The organism is Streptomyces sp. NPDC005302 (assembly GCF_040607345.1).
Taxonomy (GTDB): Bacteria; Actinomycetota; Actinomycetes; order Streptomycetales; family Streptomycetaceae; genus Streptomyces.
Window position 1 is genome coordinate 390,285 of sequence record NZ_JBEXGN010000003.1, and the last position, 23,730, is coordinate 414,014.

At 73.1% G+C, this 23,730-nt stretch carries 22 protein-coding genes; 10 read left to right on the forward strand and 12 right to left on the reverse strand.

Annotation, left to right across the window (positions count from 1 at the left end):
* Nucleotides 1-17: 17 nt before the first annotated feature.
* The 4 genes from ABZT74_RS06460 to ABZT74_RS06475 form a co-directional block, all read right to left on the reverse strand.
* Nucleotides 18-440: an acyl-CoA thioesterase gene (locus ABZT74_RS06460; protein WP_356433605.1), complete on the reverse strand. Its 423-nt coding sequence runs from the start codon at nt 438-440 to the stop codon at nt 18-20.
* A 179-nt stretch (nt 441-619) separates the two neighbouring features.
* Nucleotides 620-1,291, reverse strand: coding sequence for a hypothetical protein (locus ABZT74_RS06465; protein ID WP_356433606.1), 672 nt, complete (start codon nt 1,289-1,291; stop codon nt 620-622).
* A gap of 51 nt (nt 1,292-1,342) precedes the next feature.
* Nucleotides 1,343-1,993, reverse strand: a complete 651-nt coding sequence (locus tag ABZT74_RS06470; RefSeq protein WP_356175713.1) for a histidine phosphatase family protein — start codon at nt 1,991-1,993, stop codon at nt 1,343-1,345.
* Nucleotides 1,994-2,108: 115 nt separating this feature from the next.
* A complete protein-coding gene (locus ABZT74_RS06475) occupies nt 2,109-3,317 on the reverse strand; it encodes a pyridoxal phosphate-dependent aminotransferase (RefSeq protein WP_356175715.1) in 1,209 nt (402 codons plus the stop codon).
* 84 nt (nt 3,318-3,401) lie between these two features.
* Here ABZT74_RS06475 and ABZT74_RS06480 point away from each other — a divergent pair, with 84 nt between their 5' ends.
* Entirely contained in the window at nt 3,402-4,040 is a 639-nt protein-coding gene (locus ABZT74_RS06480; RefSeq protein ID WP_356433607.1) for a winged helix-turn-helix transcriptional regulator, read from the forward strand.
* 100 nt (nt 4,041-4,140) lie between these two features.
* On the opposite strand, the gene ABZT74_RS06485 is transcribed toward ABZT74_RS06480, so the two are convergent.
* From ABZT74_RS06485 to ABZT74_RS06495, 3 genes are read right to left on the reverse strand one after another with little or no spacing between them, the layout of a single operon-like run.
* The gene (locus tag ABZT74_RS06485; protein WP_356175721.1) at nt 4,141-4,986 is read right to left on the reverse strand and encodes a hypothetical protein; all 846 of its coding nucleotides are present in this window, start codon (nt 4,984-4,986) and stop codon (nt 4,141-4,143) included.
* The gene (locus ABZT74_RS06490; RefSeq protein WP_356175723.1) at nt 4,986-6,248 is read right to left on the reverse strand and encodes a VWA domain-containing protein; all 1,263 of its coding nucleotides are present in this window, start codon (nt 6,246-6,248) and stop codon (nt 4,986-4,988) included. The genes ABZT74_RS06485 and ABZT74_RS06490 overlap by 1 nt, the downstream gene beginning before the upstream one ends.
* Before the next feature lie 54 nt (nt 6,249-6,302).
* A complete protein-coding gene (locus ABZT74_RS06495) occupies nt 6,303-7,826 on the reverse strand; it encodes an IucA/IucC family siderophore biosynthesis protein (RefSeq protein WP_356433608.1) in 1,524 nt (507 codons plus the stop codon).
* Nucleotides 7,827-7,918: 92 nt separating this feature from the next.
* Here ABZT74_RS06495 and ABZT74_RS06500 point away from each other — a divergent pair, with 92 nt between their 5' ends.
* The 4 genes from ABZT74_RS06500 to ABZT74_RS06515 all read left to right on the forward strand — a co-directional run bounded on the left by ABZT74_RS06500 (nt 7,919) and on the right by ABZT74_RS06515 (nt 12,778).
* Nucleotides 7,919-9,448: an IucA/IucC family protein gene (locus ABZT74_RS06500; protein ID WP_356433609.1), complete on the forward strand. Its 1,530-nt coding sequence runs from the start codon at nt 7,919-7,921 to the stop codon at nt 9,446-9,448.
* Between the two features lie 203 nt (nt 9,449-9,651).
* On the forward strand, nt 9,652-11,403 hold the full coding sequence (locus ABZT74_RS06505) for a chitinase (RefSeq protein ID WP_356433610.1): 1,752 nt from the start codon (nt 9,652-9,654) through the stop codon (nt 11,401-11,403).
* A gap of 155 nt (nt 11,404-11,558) precedes the next feature.
* Nucleotides 11,559-12,473: a HipA family kinase gene (locus ABZT74_RS06510; protein ID WP_356175735.1), complete on the forward strand. Its 915-nt coding sequence runs from the start codon at nt 11,559-11,561 to the stop codon at nt 12,471-12,473.
* Nucleotides 12,470-12,778 carry a SelT/SelW/SelH family protein gene (locus tag ABZT74_RS06515; RefSeq protein WP_356433611.1) on the forward strand — a complete coding sequence of 103 codons (309 nt, stop codon included), beginning with the start codon at nt 12,470-12,472 and terminating at the stop codon, nt 12,776-12,778. Before ABZT74_RS06510 ends, ABZT74_RS06515 begins: the two co-directional genes overlap by 4 nt.
* A 6-nt stretch (nt 12,779-12,784) precedes the next feature.
* Here ABZT74_RS06515 and aceB read toward each other — a convergent pair whose 3' ends face one another.
* Nucleotides 12,785-14,419, reverse strand: a complete 1,635-nt coding sequence (gene aceB / locus ABZT74_RS06520) for a malate synthase A (RefSeq protein WP_356433612.1) — start codon at nt 14,417-14,419, stop codon at nt 12,785-12,787.
* A gap of 241 nt (nt 14,420-14,660) precedes the next feature.
* Nucleotides 14,661-15,260 carry a nucleotidyltransferase family protein gene (locus tag ABZT74_RS06525; protein WP_356433613.1) on the reverse strand — a complete coding sequence of 200 codons (600 nt, stop codon included), beginning with the start codon at nt 15,258-15,260 and terminating at the stop codon, nt 14,661-14,663.
* A gap of 293 nt (nt 15,261-15,553) precedes the next feature.
* Here ABZT74_RS06525 and ABZT74_RS06530 point away from each other — a divergent pair, with 293 nt between their 5' ends.
* Complete coding sequence (locus ABZT74_RS06530) at nt 15,554-15,877, forward strand: DUF5955 family protein (RefSeq protein ID WP_356175741.1); 324 nt, start codon at nt 15,554-15,556, stop codon at nt 15,875-15,877.
* A 32-nt stretch (nt 15,878-15,909) separates the two neighbouring features.
* On the opposite strand, the gene ABZT74_RS06535 is transcribed toward ABZT74_RS06530, so the two are convergent.
* Complete coding sequence (locus tag ABZT74_RS06535) at nt 15,910-16,542, reverse strand: response regulator transcription factor (protein ID WP_356433614.1); 633 nt, start codon at nt 16,540-16,542, stop codon at nt 15,910-15,912.
* Complete coding sequence (locus ABZT74_RS06540; protein WP_356433615.1) at nt 16,539-17,804, reverse strand: sensor histidine kinase; 1,266 nt, start codon at nt 17,802-17,804, stop codon at nt 16,539-16,541. Before ABZT74_RS06540 ends, ABZT74_RS06535 begins: the two co-directional genes overlap by 4 nt.
* A gap of 191 nt (nt 17,805-17,995) precedes the next feature.
* On the opposite strand from ABZT74_RS06540, the gene ABZT74_RS06545 reads away from it, so the two are divergent.
* Nucleotides 17,996-19,033 (forward strand): FtsX-like permease family protein, encoded by a 1,038-nt coding sequence (locus tag ABZT74_RS06545; protein WP_355869523.1) that lies wholly within the window; start codon nt 17,996-17,998, stop codon nt 19,031-19,033.
* A gap of 40 nt (nt 19,034-19,073) precedes the next feature.
* A complete protein-coding gene (locus ABZT74_RS06550; RefSeq protein WP_356433616.1) occupies nt 19,074-19,760 on the forward strand; it encodes an ABC transporter ATP-binding protein in 687 nt (228 codons plus the stop codon).
* Between the two features lie 42 nt (nt 19,761-19,802).
* On the opposite strand, the gene ABZT74_RS06555 is transcribed toward ABZT74_RS06550, so the two are convergent.
* Nucleotides 19,803-20,609 carry an IclR family transcriptional regulator gene (locus tag ABZT74_RS06555; RefSeq protein ID WP_356433617.1) on the reverse strand — a complete coding sequence of 269 codons (807 nt, stop codon included), beginning with the start codon at nt 20,607-20,609 and terminating at the stop codon, nt 19,803-19,805.
* A 327-nt stretch (nt 20,610-20,936) separates the two neighbouring features.
* On the opposite strand from ABZT74_RS06555, the gene allB reads away from it, so the two are divergent.
* Both allB and alc read left to right on the forward strand, forming a co-directional pair.
* Nucleotides 20,937-22,277 (forward strand): allantoinase AllB, encoded by a 1,341-nt coding sequence (gene allB, locus ABZT74_RS06560; protein ID WP_355869532.1) that lies wholly within the window; start codon nt 20,937-20,939, stop codon nt 22,275-22,277.
* A gap of 149 nt (nt 22,278-22,426) precedes the next feature.
* Complete coding sequence (gene alc / locus ABZT74_RS06565) at nt 22,427-23,557, forward strand: allantoicase (RefSeq protein WP_355869535.1); 1,131 nt, start codon at nt 22,427-22,429, stop codon at nt 23,555-23,557.
* Nucleotides 23,558-23,730 lie beyond the last annotated feature (173 nt).

Genomic DNA, 23,730 nt, shown 5'->3' on the forward strand with positions numbered 1-23,730 from the left:
GGGCCTTCGGGCCGGGCCTACAGGCCGAGCGGGCCCGGGTCGGTGGCGAGCGCCTTGAAGGCGTCGCGCGGGCCGGAGACCAGCCGGCGCTCCGTGAGGTCCATCAGGCCGCCGACGGCCGTGATCTCCGCCGCGACCGTGCCGTCCGTCCTGCGGATGGTCTGCTCGATGCGGAAGCTCTTGCTCTCACCCCACAGGAAGACGCACGTCACCTCGACCTCGTCGCCGGCCCGCAGTTCGCGCCGGTAGCGGATGGTCGTCTCCAGGGTGACCGGGCCGACCCCTTCGGCCGCCAGGGCCGCCTGGCTGATGCCGGCCGCGTGGAGCACCGACCAGCGGGCGTGCTCGGCGTACTGGAGGTACACGGCCTGGTTGAGGTGACCCTGCGCATCGGTCTCGTACCCGCGCACGGTCACGGGCACGGAAAACGGTTCTGCCACGACGTTCCCTTCGATGACGGCGATGCCGATGACGGCGACGACGGCGACGACGGCGGTGCGACGGCCCTGCCGGTGCCGCGAGCCTCGCACGGCGGAGCCGGGCCGCCGCTCCGGAAGCCGCCAACTCCCTTGTACCTCAGATCCGTCCACGCGCGTGTCACGGGCCCGGGGCTGACGCGTCAGGCCCTGCGGGGCGAGGCCAGGATGTACCGGGCGCCGGTGCGCGGCTCGGTGTGCTCCCCCGTCTGCCAGCCCGCCCCCTCCAGGGTGGCCTCACAGGCGCGCAGCGCCGCGGGGTCGGGTTCGTGAACGGCGACCGCCTCCGGCTGGGGGGTCGCCCGGACCCGGTATCCGCCGCCCTCCGCCGCGGCCGGTCGGTGGCCCGCCGCCTCCAGGGCGAGCGCGGCGGCCTGCACGAGATGCGAACGCTCCCAGGAGCACGGACGGTCGGTGGCGCCGTCCGTGCTGGTCATGCGGCGCAGTTCCAGCAGGCCCTGCCAGGCGCTGTGCACCTCCCGCAGCCGGGTCGGGCCCGCTTCGGGCCCCTGTTCACCGCCGATCCGCGCGGAGAAGACCCCGGAGGCCGCCCCGGCGGGCGGCTCCGCGGCTCCCACCGGAGCGGAAGGTGCTGAAGCCGAGGCGGAGGACGTGGGAACGGAGTCCTGCGGAGCGTCGCGCACCCGGTGCCCGGCCGGCGTGAGGAAGTGGTCGCGCGGGGGACGCGGATGGCGGAACGCGAGCCCCCGCTTCACCAGCGCGGCGAGCTGCGTCTCGGTTCCCCGCAGCCGTCCGGTCACGGGATCGGCGGCCTCGATCAGGCGCCGCTGCGCGGCGGTCGGCGGTCGTGTCACGGCGCGCTCCCTCCACCCGGTGGTGCCACGGCGGTCCGCCTCCGCCGCAGGTCACTGCTGCTCGGGCAGCTCCCCGGCGGGGGTGAGCGGACCATGGGAACAGTACGCGTCGGGTCTGACATTCCACCCGGCCACCACATGCCGCCGGTGCTCGGTGCTCAGCCGGCTCATCGTCCCGGTGCCGAGCTGGAACAGCGCGCCGCACTGGGCGGTCAGGCCGAGACGCCGCGCGGTCAGCACCCGCAGGAAATGGCCGTGCGAGACGACGACCACGCTGCCCTCGGACTCGGCGAGCGCCGCGTCGATCCTGGCCAGCATCCGTTCGGCGCGCGCCCCGACGTCCTCCGGGCTCTCCCCGGGATGCTCCGCGGGTCCGGCCGTGACGCCGTCGGTGAACAGGAACCAGTCGGGCCGCTCGCGGTGGATCTCGACGGTCGTGATGCCCTCGTACCCGCCGTAGTCCCACTCGGAGAGGTCGGCGTCCACGCGGGCACCGCCGACGCCGGCCAGCTGGGCCGTCTCCCGGGCCCGCCGCATCGGGCTGACGAACGCCGCCGCGATGTGGTGCCGGGCGATCAGCGGGGCGAGCCGCCGCGCCTGCTCCCGGCCGTTGTCGGTCAGCGGGACATCGGTCGACCCCGTGTGCCGTCCGGACATCGACCACTCGGTCTCACCGTGCCGTACGAGGAGCAGGTCACCCATCGCCGCACCCTTTCCGTCCCTGCGTCAGATGCTGTCCCCCGTACGGTGTCACCGACCGGGCGGGAACGCAGCACCGGCTCCTCCGGTCGGCCCTACCGGGACCACCGGGCCGGCTCTACTGCCGGTACCCGCCGAGGAACCGTCCGATCCTGCTGATCGCCGCGTCCAGGTCGTCGGCGTGCGGGAGGGTGAGGATGCGGAAGTGGTCCGGGCGCGGCCAGTTGAAGCCGGTGCCCTGGACGACCTGGATCTTCTCGCGCAGCAGCAGGTCGAGGACGAACTTCTCGTCGTCGTGGATCGGGTGCACCGCCGGGTCGATGCGCGGGAACGCGTACAGGGCGCCCTTGGGCTTGACGCACGAGACGCCCGGGATCTCGTTGAGCTTCTCCCACGCGCGGTCGCGCTGCTCGCGCAGCCGTCCGCCGGGCCCGGTCAGTTCGTGGATCGACTGCGGGCCGCCGAGCGCGGCCTGGATGGCGTACTGCGCCGGAGCGTTGGCGCACAGCCGCATGGAGGCCAGCATCGTCAGCCCCTCCAGATAGCTCCGGGCATGCTGCTTGGGGCCGGTGACGACCAGCCAGCCGGACCGGAAACCGGCGACGCGGTAGGTCTTCGACAGACCGCAGAAGGTGAGGACGACCAGGTCGGGGGCGAGGGCCGCGGCGGAGTGGTGTACCTCGTCGTCGTACAGGATCTGGTCGTAGATCTCGTCCGCGAACACCATCAGGCCGTGCCGCCTGGCGAGGTCGAGGATGCCCTCGACGATCTCCTTCGGATAGACGGCGCCCGTCGGGTTGTTGGGGTTGATGATGACGACCGCGCGGGTCCGGTCGGTGATCTTCGACGCCATGTCGTCCAGGTCCGGGTACCAGTCGGCCTGTTCGTCGCAGAGGTAGTGCACCGCCTTGCCGCCGGCGAGGGTGGTGACGGCCGTCCACAGGGGGAAGTCCGGTGCGGGGATGAGGACTTCGTCGCCGTCCTCGACGAGGGCCTGGACGGCCATGGAGACCAGCTCGGACACGCCGTTGCCGAGGAAGACGTCGTCCACGTCGACGGTGAGACCCCGGTCCTGGTAGCGCTGCGCGACCGCGCGGCGGGCGGACAGGACACCGCGGGAGTCGGTGTAGCCGTGCGCTCGGGGCAGCATCCGGATCATGTCCTGGAGGATCTCCTCCGGTGCCTCGAAACCGAAGAGTGCCGGGTTGCCGGTGTTGAGGCGCAGCACGCTGTGGCCCGCCGCCTCCAGTGCGTCGGCCTGCTCGATCACCGGGCCGCGGATCTCGTAACAGACCTCGCTGAGCTTGCTCGACTGCCGGAACTCCATGCGCTGCGCCCTCCGGTTGTGGTGTTGCTTGGTTTTACCAAGTAGGAGCTTGGAAAGTCCAACAAGATAGCTAGACTGCGTCGCATGTCACCGCGCCGAAGCTACGACCAGTACTGTTCCGCCGCCCGTGCCCTCGACGCCGTCGGGGACCGGTGGACCCTCCTGATCGTCCGCGAACTGCTCGGCGGCCCGCGCCGCTACACCGACCTGCACGCCGATCTGCCCGGCGTCAGCACCGACGTGCTCGCCTCCCGGCTGAAGGAGATGGAACGCGACGGCCTGACCACCCGCCGCCGCCTGCCGCCGCCCGGCGCCGCCTACGTCTACGAACTGACGGGACGCGGCGCGGAGTTGCTGCCGGTCCTCCAGGCCCTCGGGGAGTGGGGCGCGCCCGCGCTCGACGAGCGACGGCCCACCGACGCCGTACGGGCGCACTGGTTCGCGCTGCCGCTGCTGCGAGGGCTGCGGGCGCTGGGAGTGGGGCAGGGGCTGCTCGAAGTCCGCCTGGACGAGGGGCGGTTCCACGTGCGGCTCGGTGACGGGGACGCGCCGCCCTACGCCGACGGCGAGGCACCCGGGGAGCCGGACGCCCGGCTGACGCTGGACACGCGGACGTGCGAGGCGGTGAGCCGCGGCGAGGCCACGCTGGCCGATCTGCTGCGGGAGGGCCGGGCAGAGGTGACGGGCGACGGACCCCTGGCCAAGGAACTGCGCGAGGCGTGAGGCGTCCCGTGTCCCGGAAGTGATGCCGTGAGCCGGAAGCGAGAGGCCCGCGCAGCTCTCTGGCGGAGAGCGGCGCGGGCCCCGGTCGACGGCCTGCGGATCAGGCGCCCGGAGGAATCCGGGACGGGCGTCCCCTGCCGCGCGTCAGCGAGTGGCCCCAGATGCCCGCGAGGGCCGCGAGGACACCGCCGATGCCGGTCCACACCCAGCGGTCGGACCACCAGCCGGAGGTGTCGGGCCGCAGCGAGGACAGCGTCGCCGTCTTGGAGTCGGCACCCTCCTCGGCGCCGTCGTCGGACTTCTCCGAGGTCACGGCGATGCCCGGAACCAACGGCCTTGCGAGCGAGCCGTCGACCGCCGCGGAACCGCCGATGTCCTTGGAGTCCACGCGGAGTTCCGCGCTCGTCGGCAGACCCAGGTCGGCCCCGCCGAGACCGGTGGCGGTGAGCCGGACGTAATAGGTGCCCGGCAGCGGGTCGTTGGCCCAGGTCTCCGCCCAGGCGCGCACGGTGCGCAGAGTGCAGGACAGCTCCACGGAGGAGGCGTCCGGCCCCGCCGTGCGGGTCTGCGCCCCGTACTGGCAGGCCTGTCGGCGCCGCAGACCGTCGTACACGTCGATCTGCCAGGTCTCGGAGGCGCCGCGCTTGGACGCCTCGGGCAGCTTCACCGTCGCCTTCACGGTGGGCCGCTGCCCGGCGTCCGCGGGGAACTGCCAGTACAGGTAGTCACCCGCGGAGGCGCCGGCCGTGGCCTGCCGGCCCTGCTCGACCTCGGTCGCCGTACGGAACGACGTCCCGGCCTCGGTGGGCGCGGAGTCGTCGCCCGAGGGGCTCGCGGACGGCGAGGAGTCGGCGAACGCCGGGGAGGCGGCCACGCCGAGCAGCGCGGGTGCCGCCACGACCCCCGCGAGGAGGGCGGCGGTGCTCAGTACACGTCGGATACACATCAGTTGGTCCTCCAGACCGAGAACCGCCAACGGGAGATCCAGCCCCACAGCAGACCGGCGAGGAAGCCGGCCAGCACCAGGGCGCCGAGCAGCCACCAGCCGCGGCCGAGGCCGAAGGAGGCCACGTCGCTCGCCTGGTCCGGGCCGTCGACGACGTCGACGGTGAGTTCCAGGGGCAGCCCGGGCGTGGTCTTCACGCCGGACGCGGCCGAGAAGGAGTTGGACACCTGCAGGCACACGACCTCGGCGGGCGCGTTCTCGTCGTCGCTCTCCGCCTTCGGGTAGCGCAGGCCGGTCGAGACGACGTCCGTGCGGCCGTTCCCGGCGGACTCGCCGCGCACGATCTCCCGGCCGTGCACGGTGACGGCCCGCAGCAGTACCCCGTAGTCGGGGTTGACCCGACGGTCGGCCGCGATGCTCACCGAGGCGCGGAGCTCCTTGCCGGGCGCGACCTCAACGCGGTACCAGCGGTGCTGGGCGAACTCCTCGCGGTCGGTGTAGATGCCCGACTTGACGGCGGGCGCCGCGGTGCACGAGTCGGCACCCTTCAGGGCCACCGGCTTCACCACGGGATCGGCGGCGCGGTCCACCAACTGGTTGACGCGGTCGCTGAGCTGCTCCTTGTGCTCCACCGAGGTGTACGTGCCCCCGGTCGCCTCGGCGATGCAGCTCAGCTGCCTGCTCACCTTGAGGTTGGGGACCAGGCCCAGGGTGTCGATCGTCAGGTCGATGCCCTTGGCCGCGATCTCGCGGGCCACCTGACACGGGTCGAGGGGCTGGCAGGTGTCCTCGCCGTCGCTGATCAGCACGATCCGCCGGGTGCCCTCACCGCCCTGAAGGTCGTCGGCCGCCTTCAGGAGGGCGGGGCCTATCGGGGTCCAGCCGGTCGGGTTGAGGGTCGCGACGGCGGTCTTGGCCTCGGTGCGGTCCAGTGTCCCCACCGGGTACAGCTGGGCCGTGTCCTTGCAGCCCGTCTTGCGGTCGTCCCCGGGGTAGTTGGCCCCGAGCGTGCGGATGCCGAGCTGCACCTCCTCCGGCGTCGCGTCGAGCACCTCGTTGAACGCCTGCTTCGCCGCGGACATCCGCGACTCGCCGTCGATGTCCCGGGCGCGCATCGAGCCGCTGACGTCCAGCAGCAGCTCGACCTTGGGCGCGGCCGCCGTGGTTTCGTCGGCGACAGCTCCGGTCGGGAACGCGATCCCCGCGGTCAGGGCGGCGAGCAGGGCGCAGACGCCCGCCGCCAGCCGTTGTCTTGTGATCATCGGCGGATCCTATTGATCAAAGGTGCCGCGCTTCAAAACGAGAGGGGCCGCGTCTCACCACGGGTGGGGTCCTCCGAGCGGCTGCGGCAGCAATGTCCACTGGTCACCAGGGGTGTTGGGGGAGAGACGCATCAAGGTGAGGGCCTTGGTGGGAAGTGGCTCACTCAGGAGCGCGGACAGGTCCGCCGTGCGCGGAAGGCCGGGCGCGACCGTCTCCAGCGCTTCGCGGAGCGCGGCCGCCGAGCCCGCCGTCGCGCCGAGCGCGCCGCCCACGAGCGAGCCGAAGAGCTTGCGGCGCAGCGCGGTCTCGTCGTCGGTGACGATGCGGCCGGACAGACCGCGGGCGGAGACGCCGTGGCGGGCCAGCCGGGCCGGGCTGACCCGGATGTCGGCCAGGTCGCGGTAGACGAGCCGCACCGGGGCGCCCGCGCCGTCCAGTACCACCAGCAGGTTCTGGCCGTGCGCCTCCAGTGCCACGCCCAGCTCCAGCAGCCGCAGCCCCACTTCGAGGACGAGCCGGGTGAACTCGGCCAGCCACGCGGCCTTTTCGGGCAGCCGGGTCAACGGCAGAGCGGCCACCGGGACGCAGCTCTCGCCCTCGCCGGCGTACTCGTCGGGGGACTCCCGCACGACCGCGGCGAGGTCGGCGACACCCGCGGAGGCCGCACCGAGCGTGCGGGTGATGTGCAGCGGCGCGTCCAGCCGGGCCGTGAGGACCTCCATGAACGCCGAGACCGCCTCCGCCGTCCGGACCGAGTACACCGAGATGTCCCGCACCGACGAGGTCAGCCGGGAGCTCAACGCCGTCTTCACATGCGGCCCGTCGGGCACGGCGAGGGTGCGCAGCGACATCAACGGGCGGGCGGGGAAGCCCTCCTGGACCTCCGTGTCGAGCACGTGCGCGGCCTGCCAGGGATGCACGGGGATCAGCACCCGCTCCCCGTCCCGCAGCCACTTCGGCCACTCGCCCGTCACGAGAGCGTCGTCCGCAGCCACCAGACCGAGCCGCACCGACGGCCGGTGCTCCGGTCCGTAGGCGAACTGCTCGGCCACCGAGAACCCCGGCCGGGAGCGGCAGTTGGGATGGTACGGATGACCGTCCACGATCCGCTGCTCCCACTCCCAGCTCGCCGCGGACACCCCGGGGAGCCCGGTCACCCGGTCGGCCCGCGACAGCGCCAAGGAGGCGACGCTGTTGCCGAGTTCGGCCGAGAAGGCCGCTCCGTGCGGGACACCGAGGGCGTCCACGAGCCGCTCCGGTCGCTCGTACGGCTTCCCGTCGAGCCGCACTTCGCCGACGTACCCGTCGGTCGCGTACGGGTCGGGGCGCGGTCCGTGCAGCCGGCGGCCGTCCCGCAGCCGCACCGTCAGGCCCTCACCGGCACGGTCACCGGTGCCGCCGGACCGGCCGGCGATCCACGGGAGCGGCTCGTACGCCAGCGCGCGCCACAGCCGGGTCAGCACGGCCGCCCGGGCGCCGGGCAGCGCGGCCGCGTACGGCACCGACAGTTCGGGGCGCACACCGCTCAGTTCCTCGGCGAACGCGGCCTCGGTGTCGGGCGTGGAGGGACGGGGCACGGGCGGGCTCCTTGGGTACGGGACGGCGTCGCGGTCGTCCGCCGGGGCAGACATACTGATCACCAGTGCACCGTATGGATCGAACGGACCGGATGGATCGCGTGGACTTCAAGCCGACCGTGTTCCCCCCGCTCACCAGGGGCGACACGGACGAGGCCGCCGACGCGTACGCCGCCGCGCCGTTGCTCAATTGTCTCCTTCGCGAAGTCGCGGATCCCACACCGGAACCGGGCGTCCACCGCCTGCCCGCCGACGGCACCCTGCTGCGGGTACGGGGCACCCGGCGCCCCGTCGAACCCGAGGTGTACGCCGACGGGGACTGGCGCCCGCTCGGCCACGCGGAGCTGGTCCGGCTCACGGCCGACGCACTGTTCCGGGCCACCGGCGTCGCCAACTCCGAGCTGCCCGCCGAGATGACCGGCAGCCGGGACGTCGTCGCCGCGCTGCTGCGCGCCCGCGCGCGGACGACACCGCCCGAGGACCCGTACCGCCGCTCCGAGCAGTCCCTGGTCCTCGGCCACCCGCACCACCCGGCGCCCAAGGTCCGCGGCGGCGGGCCGGTCGCCGACTGGCTGCCGTACGCCCCCGAGGCGTACGCCGCCTTCCCCCTGGACCTCCTCGCGGTGCGCGAGGACGCCGTCGTCGAGGACGGCGACACGACCGCCCTGGACGCCTTCGGCGATGCCCCGCCCGGCTACCGGCTGCTGCCCGCCCACCCTTGGCAGCTCGCCCTCACCGAATCCTCCCCGCAGATCCGCGAGGCATTCGCCGACGGCCGGCTGCTGCGGCTGGGACGCACCGCCCGCTCCCTGTGGCCGACCGCCGCCATCCGCACGCTCTACGCGCCCGAGGACGACGTGTTCGTCAAGTTCAGCCTCGACGTGCGGATCACCAATGACATCCGCCGGCTGTGGCGCCACGACCTGGTCGAACTGCGCGCCACGGACGCGGCGACCGCCGCCGCCTTCGCCGCCGGGCAGGGGCCGGCCGCCTGGCTGAGCGACCGCGGCTACCGCACCGCCGGCTTCGCCTTCGAGGAACTCGCCGTCCTGGTCCGCGACGGACTGGCCGGCCACCTCGTCCCCGGCGCCACCCCCCTGCTCGCCGCCGCCCTGGTGGAGGGCTTCGACGGCAACCCGCTCGACCGGTTCACCGACCCCGCGGAGTGGTGGGCCGCGTACCTCCGTCAGGTGGTGCCCCCCGTCCTGGAGGCGTTCGCCCGGCACGGCGTCGTCGTCGAAGCGCACCTGCAGAACACGGTCGTGGCCGTCGACGCGGCGGGACGGCCCGTCCAGGCCCTGTTCCGGGACGCGGAAGGCGTGAAACTGCTGCCCGGCGTGACCCGCGAGGCGGGCTGGGAACGGCTCGTGTACTGCCTGGTCGTCAACAATGTCGCCGAGCTGGCCGCGCTGCTCGCCGAGCGGTTCCCCGGCGTGGACCCCTGGCCCGCCGTACGGGCGGAACTCCTGCGCCACGACTCGGACGGGGATCTCCCCGAGATCGCCGCCCTGCTCAACTCGCCCACCCTGCCCGGCAAGACCAACCTGCTGCTCCGCTGGACGGGCGCGGACGGCGCGGACGCCCGCTATGTGCCGCTGCCGAACCCGCTGGCCGCCCTGTGACGCCGGTCCGCGAGGTAAAGCTTTTCCGCTGAACGGGCAACGGGATTCCCTTCAGCCGCAGGTGAGCGCGTCGGCCGAAGTGGCGTGTGGACGCGACGTCTTGACCACCCGGTTGGTCCAGACCAATCATGGGGCCGCTCGCAGTCCGCCCCGGCGCGCAGGGCGGTTCCCCGCACCTCCACCCCCCATTGCCGGGAGTCTCCGTGAGACCAGCCGTCACCACCCGCCCCCTCGCCGCGCTGACAGCGCTGCTCGCCGGGGCCGGCGCCCTGCTCGCCACCGCCGCACCGGCCCACGCCGACGCCGCCCCTCTGCCGGCCCACGTGGTCGCGCCGTACTTCGAGACCTATCAGCCGGACGACCCCTCCGACCTGGCCGCGGCGTCCGGCAACCGCTACCTGACCCTGGCGTTCCTGCAGACCGAGAAGAAGGGTTCCTGCACCCCTTACTGGGACGGCGACACCTCCCTGCCGGTCGGCCAGGCGGCGTTCGGCAGCGACATCACCGACCTGCAGGCCCGCGGCGGCAACGCCATCCCGTCCTTCGGCGGCTACGCCGCGGACAACGGCGGCACCGAACTCGCCGACAGCTGCACCGACGTGGACGCGATCGCGGCGGCGTTCGAGAAGGTCATCAGCACCTACAACGTGCCGCGCATCGACCTGGACGTCGAGGACAACTCCCTCACGAACACGGCCGGCATCGACCGCCGCAACCAGGCGATCAAGAAGGTGCAGGACTGGGCCGCCGCCAACGGACGGGCCGTCCAGTTCTCGTACACCCTCCCGACCACCACCAGTGGCCTGGCCGCCAGCGGTCTGAAGGTGCTGAAGAGCGCGAAGACCGCGGGCGCCCGCATCGACGTCGTCAACCTCATGACGTTCGACTACTACGACAATGCCACGCACCACATGGCGGACGACACGAAGACCGCGACGGCCGGGCTGGCGAGCCAACTCGCGACCCTGCATCCGGAACTGACGCCCGCACAGATCTGGGCCTCGATCGGCGTCATCGAGATGCCGGGCATCGACGACTTCGGCGCGGCGGAGACGTTCACCACCGCCGACGCGGCGGCGGTCGACTCCTGGGCGAAGACGCAGGGGATCAACACCCTCTCGTTCTGGGCCCTTCAGCGGGACAACGGCGGCTGCCCCGGCACCGGCGGCAGCGACACGTGCTCCGGCATCGCGCAGGACACCTGGGCCTTCAGCCACGCCTTCGCCGACTTCAACGGGCCCGGCACGCCGGTCTCCGACGACTTCGGGGTGGCCGTCGCCCCCGGCGCGGCCTCGGTCGCTCCCGGCGGCAGCACCTCGGCCACCGTCTCCACCTCGGTGGTCTCCGGCTCGGCTCAGCAGGTGGCCCTGAAGGTGACGGGTGCCCCCACGGGAGTGACCGCCACGCTCAGCCCGGCCTCGGTCACGACCGGGGCGACCTCCCGGCTCTCGGTGACCACCACGTCGGCCACGGCACCGGGGACCTACCCCCTGACGATCAGCGGTACGGCGGGCTCCACCTCGCACACGGCGACGCTCACCCTGACCGTCACCGGCGCGGGCGGCGGTGACGGCGGCGCCGTCGTCAACGGCGGTCTGGAGACCGGCTCGCTCGCCCCGTGGACCTGTGCCGCGGGCAGCGGGATCACCGGCACGACGGCGCACACCGGCACCCACGCCCTGGAGTCCGTGCCCACCTCCTCGGCGACCGGCCAGTGCGGACAGACGCTGACGCTGCTGCCGAAGACGAAGTACACCCTCAGCGGATGGGTGCAGGGCTCCTACGCCTACCTTGGCGTGAGCGGAGGCGCGACGGCCAGCGGCTGGGCCTCGTCCGGTACCTGGACGAAGGTCTCGGTGCCGTTCACGACGGGCACCTCCGGAACCGTGACCGTGTACCTGCACGGCTGGTACGGCCAGGGCGCGGTCCACGGCGACGACCTCACCGTGAGCTGATCCCCTGAGGGGACGCTGGGCGCGGGGTGCGGGCGGTTGCGCACCCCGCCGACGGGGACGGCCCGGTTCCGAGGGCCGCCCCCGCTCCGCCCCGCCCCGCTAGGCGCGGCACGCGGCCGGCGGGCGAAGGGCCCGGCTGTTTTACAGTGGCCAGTGTGCTGCGCGACGTGACTGCTGTTCGATACGTGACCCCGCTGACGGCGGGCGGCTCCGTGCCCGGAGTCGTCGAGGCCGACGACCTGGGGACCTATGTCGTGAAGTTCACCGGCGCCGCCCAGGGCCGCAAGGCGCTGGTCGCCGAGATCGTCGTCGGAGAACTGGCGCGCGCCCTCGGGCTGCGCTTCCCCGAGCTGGTCCTCGTCGACTTCGACCCGGCGGTCGGCGGCCACGAACCCCACCAGGAGGTCCAGGACCTGCTGCGGGCCAGCGCCGGGCTCAACCTCGGCATGGACTATCTGCCGGGCGCGCGGGACTTCACCCCCGAGGTCGCGCGGGCGTTCCCGGTCGACCCGCTGGAGGCGGGCAGGGTGGTCTGGCTGGACGCCCTCACCGTCAACGTGGACCGCACCGTGCACAGCTCGAACCTGATGGTGTGGCCCACCCTCGGCGTCGCGCCGCCCCGGCTGTGGCTGATCGACCACGGCGCGGCCCTCGTCTTCCACCACCGCTGGGACGCCTCCGCGCCGGACAAGGCCTACGACTTCAGGAGCCACGCGCTCGGCGGCTACGGCCCGGACACCCGCGCCGCCGACGCCGAACTCGCGCCGAAGGTCACCGCGGAACTGCTGCGCGCGGTGCTGGCGCAGGTGCCCGACGCCTGGCTCACGGACGAGCCGGGCTTCGCGAGCCCCGACGCCCTGCGCGAGGCGTACGTCGGCTATCTCCTCGCGCGCGCGAGGGCGTCCGCCGCGTGGCTCCCCACGGACTTCCCGAGCCGTGAACAGCTCGCCGCCGAGGACGCCGACCGCGCGGAGCGGACCCAGCAGGGCCGCCCGGACTGGCTCAAACGCGTCCCTGACCTGCATGGCAAACCCGCGGCGGAACAGGATTGGTCGGTACACCTCGGATGACGGATCGGACGGCGGACCGGATGACGGACACCCAGCGCGTGCAGATCGAGTACTGCACGCAGTGCCGCTGGCTTCCCCGCGCGGCGTGGCTGGCCCAGGAGCTGCTCACCACCTTCGAGACGGAGCTGGACGAGCTGTCCCTGAAGCCGGGCACCGGCGGCGTCTTCGTCGTCCGGGTCAACGACGAGGTGGTGTGGGACCGCCGCGAGCAGGGCTTCCCCGAACCCACGGCGGTCAAGCGCCTGGTACGCGACCGAGTGGCCCCGGAGAGATCCCTGGGCCACTCGGACCGTACGGCGCCGTGAGCGGACTCAGCCGGCCAGCTGCTCGTAGGCGGGCAGCGTGAGGAAGTCCGCGTAGTCCTCGTCCAGCGCGACCTTCAGGAGCAGGTCGTGCGCCTGCTGCCAGGAGCCGGCCGCGAAGGCCTCCTCGCCGATCTCGGCGCGGATGTCCGCGAGCTCCTGCGCGGCGATCTCGCGGGCCAGCTCCGCAGTGGCCGCCACGGTCCGCCCGTCGTGCTCGAAGACGACACCGGCGTTGATCCACTGCCAGATCTGCGAGCGCGAGATCTCGGCGGTGGCGGCGTCCTCCATGAGGTTGAAGATCGCGACCGCGCCGAGCCCGCGCAGCCAGGCCTCGATGTAACGGATGCCGACCTGGACGGCGTTGACGAGGCCGTCGTACGTCGGGCTGGCGTCGAGCGAGTCGACCGCGATCAGGTCGCCGGCGGCCACCGACACGTCCTCGCGCAGCCGCTCCTTCTGGTTCGGCCGGTCGCCGAGCACCGCGTCGAAGGAGGCCATCGCGATCGGGACGAGGTCGGGGTGGGCCACCCACGAGCCGTCGAAACCGTCGCCGGCCTCACGGTCCTTGTCGGCCTTGACCTTCTCGAAGGCGACCTTGTTGACCTCCTCGTCCCGGCGCGAGGGGATGAACGCGGCCATGCCGCCGATCGCGTGAGCGCCGCGCCGGTGGCAGGTGCGGACGAGGAGTTCGGTGTACGCGCGCATGAACGGCGCGGTCATCGTGACCGCGTTGCGGTCCGGCAGGACGAACTTGGCGCCGCCGTCGCGGAAGTTCTTGACGATGGAGAACAGGTAGTCCCAGCGGCCGGCGTTCAACCCGGCCGCGTGGTCCCGGAGTTCGTAGAGGATCTCGTCCATCTCGTAGGCGGCCGTGATCGTCTCGATCAGGACGGTGGCGCGGACCGTTCCCTGCGGGACGCCGACGTAGTCCTGCGCGAAGACGAACACGTCGTTCCACAGGCGGGCTTCGAGGTGCGACTCCGTCTTCGGCAGGTAGAAGTACGGGCCCTTGCCGAGGTCGATGAGCCGCTGCGCGTTGTGGAAGAAGTACAGGCCGAAGTCGACCAGCGCGCCGGGCACGGGGGTGCCGTCGGCGGCGACGAGGTGACGCTCGTTCAGATGCCAGCCGCGCGGACGCATGACGACCGTCGCGAGCTCCTCGTCCGCCTTGAGGGCGTACGACTTGCCCGACCTCGGGTCGGTGAAGTCGATGTTCCGGGTGTACGCGTCGATCAGGTTGACCTGACCGAGAATCACGTTCTCCCAGGTGGGAGCCGAGGCGTCCTCGAAGTCCGCGAGCCACACGCGGGCACCGGAGTTGAGGGCGTTGACGGTCATCTTGCGGTCGGTGGGGCCGGTGATCTCGACGCGGCGGTCGTTCAGCGCGGCCGGAGCGGGGGCGACCTTCCAGGAGTCGTCCGCGCGGATGGCGGCGGTCTCCGGGAGGAAGTCGAGGGTGGAGGTGCGGGCGATCTCGGCGCGGCGCTCGGCACGGCGGGCGAGGAGCTCGTCACGCCGGGGCGTGAACAGCCGGTGCAGCTCGGCCACGAAGGCGAGGGCCGCGTCGGTGAGGACCTCTTCCTGCCGGGGCAGGGGCTCGGCGTCGACGATGGCCAGCGGGGACGGCGCTGGTGCGGACATGAGCTGTCACTTCCTTCAGCGAACTACGTGCGGGCTGCTACGGGCTGTACGGGTGGATCACGGCGGCGTCGACGCGCCGTGGCACCCGGTGCCAGGGCGCGGGGGAACGGCGCCGGGCGCCCTCGACACGGCGGGGCGCTTCTGATCAGTGGATACTAGTTTCCTCATGGTGGAAGTTCAATGGTTTGTTGATGTCGAGATTCTCTGAGTCGACAGAAGGTGGCGCTCAGTGCCATCCCGTTCACTCAAGGTGGACCAGGTCGGCCTCCGTGTCGATGTCGAAGGCCTGCGCGACATCGCCGCACTCCACGAGTGTGATCGCGTCCTGGTGGGCCTTCAGGTAGGCGCGCGCACCCCGGTCGCCGCTGGCGCTCTCCGCGATCCCCGCCCAGTGGCCGGCGCCGAAGAGCACCGGATGGCCGCGCTCCCCGTCGTACGCCGCCGCGGCGAGCGTCCGCGGCGAGCTGTACGCCCCGAGCACCCGGGCCACCGCCTCCGGGCCGATCCCCGGCTGGTCGACCAGTGACACCAGCGCCGCGCGTGCTCCGGAGTCCGCCAGCGAGCCGAGGCCCGCCCGCAGCGAGGAGCCCATGCCCTCCTCCCAGTCGGGGTTGTCCACGAGCACGCATCCGGACAGCGCGGCCCGTTCCCGGACCTCCTTCGCCTGTGCGCCCAGGACGACATGGACGCTCCCGCAGCCGCCGGCCCGCAACACCTCGACCGCGTGTTCGACGAGGGGGCGTCCCCGGTGGGACAGGAGTGCCTTGGGGCGACCCCCGAGGCGCCGCCCGCCACCGGCGGCCAACAGCAGCCCGACCACCTGGTTCTTGTTCTCCGTCATGTCCCCTGCATACCGGACATGCCCCCGGTGTGCCTCGGAACCCGGGCCGTCGCCCGCGATGTCCCCGGGCTGAATTTCGGTCCGGGCAGTGGCGCCCGGCGCACCGGAGGGCGTTTACTGGCCCGCGTCCCTGGGGCCTGTCGTCACATCCCCGTCGTTCGCCCGGAGTTCGTGCATGGCGTCGACGGGCAGACGAGGTTGTGACGACAGGATCCGGGCGCCCGGCCACCGCCGCGGGGTGCGGGGCCGACGCGGGAAGGACCGACGCACAACGGCGTGCGAGGGGGAGAGCTGTGTTGCGGAGCTTGGGGCAGAGACCAGTGACGGGCAGCGACGAGGATCCGAGAGTGGCGGAACTGCGCACCGCCGTCTCCCGGCTGCGCCGTGAACTCGCCGCGCATCCGGCGGAGTTCCCGGACCGCGGCATCGCCGAGGACGAACTGGCCGCGCTCGCCGCGATGGCCGCCGGCGGCCTCCCCGAGACACCCCGGCTGCGCCGCTCGCTCTTACTGATCGCCGGTTCGATCGGCTCGGTCAGCGCCCTCGCGACCCGCCTCGCGGACGTCCGTGACGCGGTCGACCTCTTCGGGGAGCCCCCGCGAGAGAACCGCCGCTGACGCGCCGGCGGCGCCACCGCGCGGCCGGCGCTTCAGCCCCGTCTGCGGATGACGCCCCGCTCGGTGGCCGCCGCCACCGCCGACGTGCGGGAGTCGACGCCCAACTTGGCGTAGATGTGCACCAGATGGGACTTCACGGTGGCCTGGCTCAGGAACAGTTTCTTGCTGATCTGCTGGTTCGAGAGGCCGTCCTTGACCAGTTCGAGGACCTCCAGCTCGCGGCGGCTCAGCGCGGCGGCCGGGGTGCGCATCCGGTCCATGAGGCGGTCGGCGACCGTCGGAGCGAGCGCCGAGTGACCCGAGGCGGCCGTGCGTACGGCCGCCGACAGCTCCTCGGGCGGGGCGTCCTTGAGGAGGTAGCCGCAGGCGCCCGCCTCGACGGCGGCGAGGATGTCCGCGTCGGTGTCGTACGTCGTGAGGACCAGGACCCGCGGGGCGCCGGGGCGCGCCGTGATCGCCGCGGTGGCCTCGGCGCCGTGCAGGCCGGTCCCGAACTGCAGGTCCATGAGGACGACGTCCACTCCACCCGCCCCGGCGCGGTCCACCGCCTCCTCCGCCGTCGGCGCCTCCGCGACGATCTCGAAGTCCGGCTCCGCGGAGAGCACGGCCCGCAGCCCGGCGCGGACGACCGGATGATCGTCCGCGAGCAGCAGCCGGACGGTCATGCGGGGCTCCCGACGCTGTGCGGCCGGAGAAGACGGCCGCGGCCTGTGGACGCGTTCCCGGCGGACTCCGGCGGGGCGGGCAGCGGCAGGGTGACCGCCACCGCCGTCCCCTGCCCGGGCGCCGACTCGACGGTGAACGTGCCGCCCAGCGACTCTGCGCGCGAACGCATCGCGGGCAGCCCGAAGCCCCCGTCCGTCCGGTCCGCCTCCGTCCCGTCCGGGCGCGGTCCGACCGCACCGGGAGCGAAGCCGACGCCGTCGTCGACCACGTCCAGGGCGACGGCGGTGTCCATGAAGCTGAGGGTGATCTCCGCACGGTCCGCCCGCGCGTGCCGCAGCGTGTTGCCGAGCGCCGACTGCGCGATCCGTAGCAGGGCGACCTCGTAGGGGGTCGGGAGCGCGGCAGGTGGCCCGCTCACCGAGAAGCGCACCGCGGGGGCGTCCACGGCGGCCGCACGGCACAGCCGCTCCAGTGCCGCGCCGAGCGAGCCGCCGTCCAGCCCCGGAGGCGTGAGCGCGCGGACGAACCGGCGGGCCTCGGCGAGGTTGTCCTGCGCGGTCGAGCGGGCCTGCTCCAGGTGCGGGGCCGCCGGGGAGTCCGCGGGCAGCAGGCGCTGCGCGGCCCGCAGCAGGAGCTGGATGCTGGACAGGCCCTGGGCGAGCGTGTCGTGGATCTCGTGCGCGAGCCGTTCCCGCTCGGCGAGCGTGCCGGCGGTGCGCTCGGCCGCGGCGAGTTCCGCGCGGGTGGCGACGAGCTCCTCGATGAGTGCGCGGCGGCGCTCGCTCTCCTGGTACAGCGCCTCGTAGCCGAGCACCGTGGCCGCCGCGACAGCGGCCCCGAGGAGCGGCCCGATGAACGCCCCGGGAGTGAGCGGCGCGCCGTGCGCCACGAAGCTCGCGATGGCCGCCCCGGCGGTCAGTGTCACGGCCGGCACGCTCCAGCGCGCGGGCAGCAGGTGCAGCTGGAGGAAGTAGAGGGGGAACGCCACCCACAGCGCGTCCGGTGACAGCGCGACGAGGACCAGCCAGCTCGCGCTCAGCGCGGCCAGCCAGACCGCGGCCGCACGCCGGGAGCGCCGCACCGTCGTGCTGAAAGCGCCCGCCGCGAAGACGGCGCAGGTGGCGAGCACCGACAGGACGACACCCCGCGGATGGGCGCTGTCCCCGGAACGGACGGCGGCCAGGGCCAGCAGGCCCACGAGCAGGGCGTACAGACACAGGCGCAGGGTGGCCACGACCGGGGAGTTGCGGGGGACATTCATGGTCGTTCCAGGGTAGGCCGGTCCCCGCGGACCCCGGTCAACCGAAAGGTTGAAAGCCGCCGCCCCCTTCGGCCCCGCCGTCGGCCCCGGCCGGTCCGCCTTCCGGCACGGTCGCTCTCCGCCTTTCGGCGCGGCGGAACCCTGCCCGGGGGCGATGCCCGGGACGGGGCCCCGGCCACAGGGTGGGAGGCATGTTCGTCGCATGGAGAGACCTCCGGTTCGCCAGGGGGCGGTTCACCCTCATGGGAGGCGTGGTCGTCCTGATCACCCTGCTCGTGGGACTGCTGTCCGGACTGACCGCCGGGCTCGCCGAGGAGAACACCTCGGCCGTCACCGGGCTGCCCGCCGACCACCTCGCCTTCGCCGTGCCGCCCGGCGGCCAGTCGGTGTCCTTCACCGGCGCCGAGGTCCCCTCGCGCGCCGTTCGGTCCTGGGCCGGCCGGCCGGGGATCGCCTCGGCCGAGCCGATCGGCGTCCGCACGCTGAACGCGTCCGCCGGGCACCGTACGGCCGCGGTCTCGTCGTTCGCCGTGCGGCCGGGTTCCGGGATCGCGCCGGACGGGGTCGGCCCCGGACGCGTCGTCCTCTCCGAGAAGGCGGCCGCCCAGCTGGCCGCCGGCCCCGGGGACCGGGTGCGGCTCGGCGGAACCGAGCGGACCGTCGCCGCCGTGTCCGGCCGAGCCGCGTACAGCCACACCCCGGTGGTGTGGACCGAGCCGTCCGGGCCGGCGACCGTGATCGCGCTGCGGACCGACGGAGCGGACCTGGCGGCCGGTGACCGGGCCGCGGGCACGAAGACCCTCAGCCGGGACGACGCCCTCACCGCCATCGGCTCCTACCGGGCCGAGAACGGCTCCCTCCAGCTCATGCGCGGCTTCCTCTTCGCCATCTCGGCGCTGGTCATCGGGGCGTTCTTCACGGTCTGGACGATCCAGCGGTCGCCCGACATCGCGGTCCTGAAGGCGCTGGGAGCCTCGACGCCGTACCTGCTGCGCGACGCGCTCGGCCAGGCGGCGCTGATGCTCACCGGCGGAACCCTGCTCGGCACGGGACTCGCCGTCGGGGCCGGCGCTCTCGTGCGCGGGGGTGACGTCCCCTTCGTCCTGGACGGTCCGACCGTGCTCGTACCCGCCGCCGTGCTGATCGCCCTCGGCACGCTCGGCGCGGGTCTCTCCGTCCGCCGGATCACCGCCGTCGACCCGCTGACCGCGCTGGGAAGCGCCCGCTGAAGGCCCCGGAACCACCGGACCGAGACCAGGAAGTGCCCACATGAGCCTGACCCTCGACACCGTCTCCCTCACCTACCCGGACGGCGACGGGCGCCTGACCGCCCTGGACGAGGTCGGCCTCGTCGTGCCGCCCGGAACGACCACCGCCGTCGTCGGCCCCTCGGGATCCGGCAAGTCCAGCCTCCTCGCGGTCGCGGCGACCCTGATCGCCCCCGACCACGGGCGCGTTCTCGTCGGCGGTACGGACACGGCGACGCTGAGCCCCGCGGAACGGGCCGTCCTGCGGCGGCGCGAGATCGGGATCGTGTTCCAGCAGCCGAACCTGTTGCCCTCGCTGACCGCCCTGGAACAGCTCCAGGTCATGGGGCACCTGGACGGGAGGCGGCAAGTGACGTCCCGTGCGCGGGAGTTGCTCGGGTCGGTCGGGCTCGGCGACCTGGCGCACCGCCGGCCCCACCAGCTCTCGGGCGGCCAGCGGCAGCGGGTGAACATCGCCCGCGCCCTGGTCAACGAGCCGTCCGTGCTCCTGGTGGACGAACCGACCAGCGCCCTCGACCACGAGCGCGGCGCGGCCGTCCTCGGCCTGCTGCTGCGGCTCACCCGCGAGCGCGGGACGGCCACCGTCCTCGTGACGCACGACCGCGCCCGCCTCGAAGAGGCGGACGCGGTGCGGGAGATGAGGGACGGACGGCTGGGCCCGCTCGCCGTGACGGCCGGGAACGGCTGAGCCGGGCGACCGCCCCGGCGGCCGGAGAGCCCGGCCGAGCGGTCAGGCGGCGCCGGGGCCCGAACTGGCCAGCGCCAGCGACAGCTCGGCCGCGACCTGCTGGAGCACCGGCACGATCTTGTCGGTGGCGGCCTCGGTGACCCGGCCGGCGGGACCGGAGATGGAGATCGCCGCCGCGGTGGGGGAGTCGGGCACCGGGACGGCCAGGCACCGGACGCCGATCTCCTGCTCGTTGTCGTCCACGGCGTACCCGGTGCGGCGCACGTCCTCCAGCGCGGCGAGGAAGCCGTCCGGCGTGGTGATCGTCTTGTCCGTCGCCGCGGGCATGCCCGTACGGGCGAGGAGCGCGCGCACCTCGTCGGCCGGGGCGTGGGCCAGCAGTGCCTTGCCGACACCCGTGGAGTGCGGCAGCACCCGGCGGCCCACCTCGGTGAACATGCGCATCGAGTGCTTGGAGGGCACCTGGGCGACGTAGACGATCTCGTCGCCGTCGAGCAGTGCCATGTTCGCCGTCTCGCCGGTCTCCTCGACGAGGCGCGCCAGATAGGGGCGGGCCCAGGTGCCGAGCAGCCGGGACGCGGACTCGCCGAGCCGGATCAGGCGGGGACCGAGCGCGTACCGCCGGTTGGTCTGCTGGCGCACGTACCCGCAGGCCACCAGCGTGCGCATCAGGCGGTGGATGGTGGGCAGCGGCAGCCCGCTGCTCGCGGAGAGCTCGCTCAGGCCGACCTCGCCCCCGGCGTCCGCCATGCGCTCCAGCAGGTCGAAGGCGCGCTCCAGGGACTGGACGCCACCACTGGGAGAGGGCGATTTGGCGGCGTCGGTGGTGCTGGCGCTGGACGGCGACACGGCGGCGGTCCTTTCAGGGCGCAGAATCGAGAGGCATGACCCGAAGGCTCTCGATCAGGGCGGTGGCCGGTGACGGACGGGCAGAGACGCAGCCTACCCGGCAGTCGGTTGACTCCCTGGTTGTACGTCACTACGTTCTGCTTGCCGGAAGTCTACTTCCGCTTTGTGGAAACATCCAGAGTGTGCGGATGGCAGGTCGAGAGCGAAGGGGGGCCCTTGACTGTGTGGAGGTCTGAGTGAAGACTCCTTCAACAGAACGTTGAATTTCGTTACGTGGAGGTAAACCCGCGTCGACGGGGGTCAACGGCGGCAGAGAGAGGGGTCCGGGTGTCCGACGTCGAACTGGTGCTGCGCTCGACGCGCGTCATCACTCCCGAAGGGACGCGTGCCGCTTCGGTCGCGGTCGCAGCGGGGAAGATCACGGCCGTGCTTCCGCACGACGCCGAGGTACCGGCCGGTGCCCGGTTCGAGGACTTCGGCGACGACGTCCTGCTGCCCGGCCTGGTCGACACGCATGTCCATGTGAACGACCCCGGCCGCACCGAGTGGGAGGGGTTCTGGACCGCGACCCGCGCCGCGGCGGCCGGCGGCATCACCACCCTCGTCGACATGCCGCTCAACTCCCTCCCGCCGACGACGACGGCCGACAACCTCCGTACGAAGCGGGACGTCGCCCGGCCCAAGGCGCACATCGACGTCGGCTTCTGGGGCGGCGCGCTCCCGGACAACGTCAAGGACCTGCGGCCGCTGCACGAGGCGGGCGTCTTCGGCTTCAAGGCGTTCCTGTCGCCCTCCGGTGTCGAGGAGTTCCCCGAACTGGACCAGGAGCAGCTGACCCGCTCCCTCGCCGAGATCGCGGGGTTCGGCGGCCTGCTGATCGTCCACGCCGAAGACCCGCACCACCTGGCCGCCGCCCCGCAGAAGGGCGGCCAGAAGTACGCCGACTTCCTCGCCTCGCGCCCCCGCGACGCCGAGGACACCGCCATCGAGAGCCTCGTCGCGCAGGCCCGGCGCCTCGACGCGCGGGTGCACGTGCTGCACCTGTCGTCGAGCGACGCGCTCCCGCTGATCGCCGCCGCGAAGGCCGACGGCGTCCGGCTCACCGTGGAGACCTGCCCGCACTACCTCACCCTGACCGCCGAGGAAGTCCCGGACGGCGCCAGCGAGTTCAAGTGCTGCCCGCCCATCCGCGAGGCCGCCAACCAGGACCTGCTCTGGCAGGCGCTGGCCGACGGCACCATCGACTGTGTCGTCACCGACCACTCGCCGTCGACCGCCGACCTCAAGACGGACGACTTCGCCACCGCGTGGGGCGGCATCTCCGGCCTCCAGCTCAGCCTGTCCGCCGTCTGGACCGAGGCCCGCAGGCGCGGCCACGGCCTGGAGGACGTGGTCCGCTGGATGTCCTCCCGCACGGCCGAACTGGTCGGCCTCGGCGACCGCAAGGGCGCCATCGCGCCCGGCCGGGACGCCGACTTCGCCGTCCTCGCCCCCGACGAGACCTTCACCGTCGACCCGGCGGCGCTCCAGCACCGCAACCGCGTCACGGCCTACGCCGGCAAGACCCTCAGCGGCGTCGTCAAGTCGACCTGGCTGCGCGGCGAACGCATCGTCGCCGCGGGCGAGTTCACCGAGCCCACCGGACAGCTCCTGACCCGGAACCCGTAGGCCCTCCGACCCCGGGGCCCTCCCGCCGCCCCCTCATGGGGCGGGTCGACACCGCCCCGCTCTTCCCCCGCAGCGCACCACCCACCGCCGCACCGCACTCCGGCACCCGCACCCGCAACGGCCGACCCCCGAAAGGCAGATCGATCATCGTGACGGCGCAGAACCCGCCCGTTTTGGCCACCTTCACCGGAGACGCGAATCCCTACGGAGGCGGCGACCCGTACGCCGACTACCGCACCGCCGAGTTCCCCTTCACCCAGTACGCCAACCTCGCCGACCGGCAGCTCGGCGCCGGGGTCGTGGCGGCGAACGACGAGTTCTTCGCCCAGCGCGAGAACCTCCTCGTGCCCGGCGCCGCCGAGTTCGACCCCGAGCACTTCGGGCACAAGGGCAAGATCATGGACGGCTGGGAGACCCGGCGGCGCCGCGGCGTCTCGGCGGGGCACCCGTGGCCGACCGCCGAGGACCACGACTGGGCCCTGGTCCGCCTCGGCGCCCCCGGCGTGATCCGCGGCATCGTCGTCGACACGGCGCACTTCCGCGGCAACTACCCGCAGGCGGTGTCCGTCGAGGGCACCTCACTGCCGGGCTCGCCCTCCCCCGAGGAGCTCCTCGCGGACGACGTGAAGTGGACGACTCTCGTACCGCGCACGGCGGTCGGCGGCCACGCCGCCAACGGGTTCGCCGTCCTGGCCGAACAGCGCTTCACCCACCTGCGCGTCAACCAGCACCCCGACGGCGGCATCGCCCGGCTGCGCGTGTACGGCGAGGTCGTGCCCGACCCGCGGTGGCTCTCCGTCCTCGGCGCCTTCGACGTCGTCGCGCTGGAGAACGGCGGCCAGGTCGAGGACGCCTCCGACCGCTTCTACTCCCCGGCCACGAACACGATCCAGCCCGGCCGCTCCCGCAAGATGGACGACGGCTGGGAGACCCGCCGCCGCCGTGACGACGGCAACGACTGGATCCGCTACCAGCTCGTCGCCCAGTCCGAGATCCGCGCGATCGAGATCGACACGGCGTACCTGAAGGGCAACAGCGCCGGATGGGCGTCGGTCTCGGTGCGCGACGGCGACGCGGGGGAGTGGACCGAGGTCCTGCCCCGCACCCGCCTCCAGCCCGACACCAATCACCGCTTCACCCTCGACGCACCGGTCGTCGGCACCCATGCGCGCGTGGACATCTTCCCGGACGGCGGCATCTCCCGGCTGCGTCTCTTCGGCTCCCTGACGGAGGACGGCGCCTCCCGGCTGGCCGCCCGCCACCAGGAACTGGGTGGCTGACCCCTCCGGCCCACCCGCCCCCGGTACGCGTCACCGCCCTGCCCGACCGCCGTACCGCGTCACCGCCCCACCCGGCCGATGAACGCGCACCTGGGGGCCGCATCGGAATCGATGCGGCCCCCAGGCCGTGACGGCGCCCGGTGCGCCCGGACGGGCCTCGCCTTCGGGGTGCC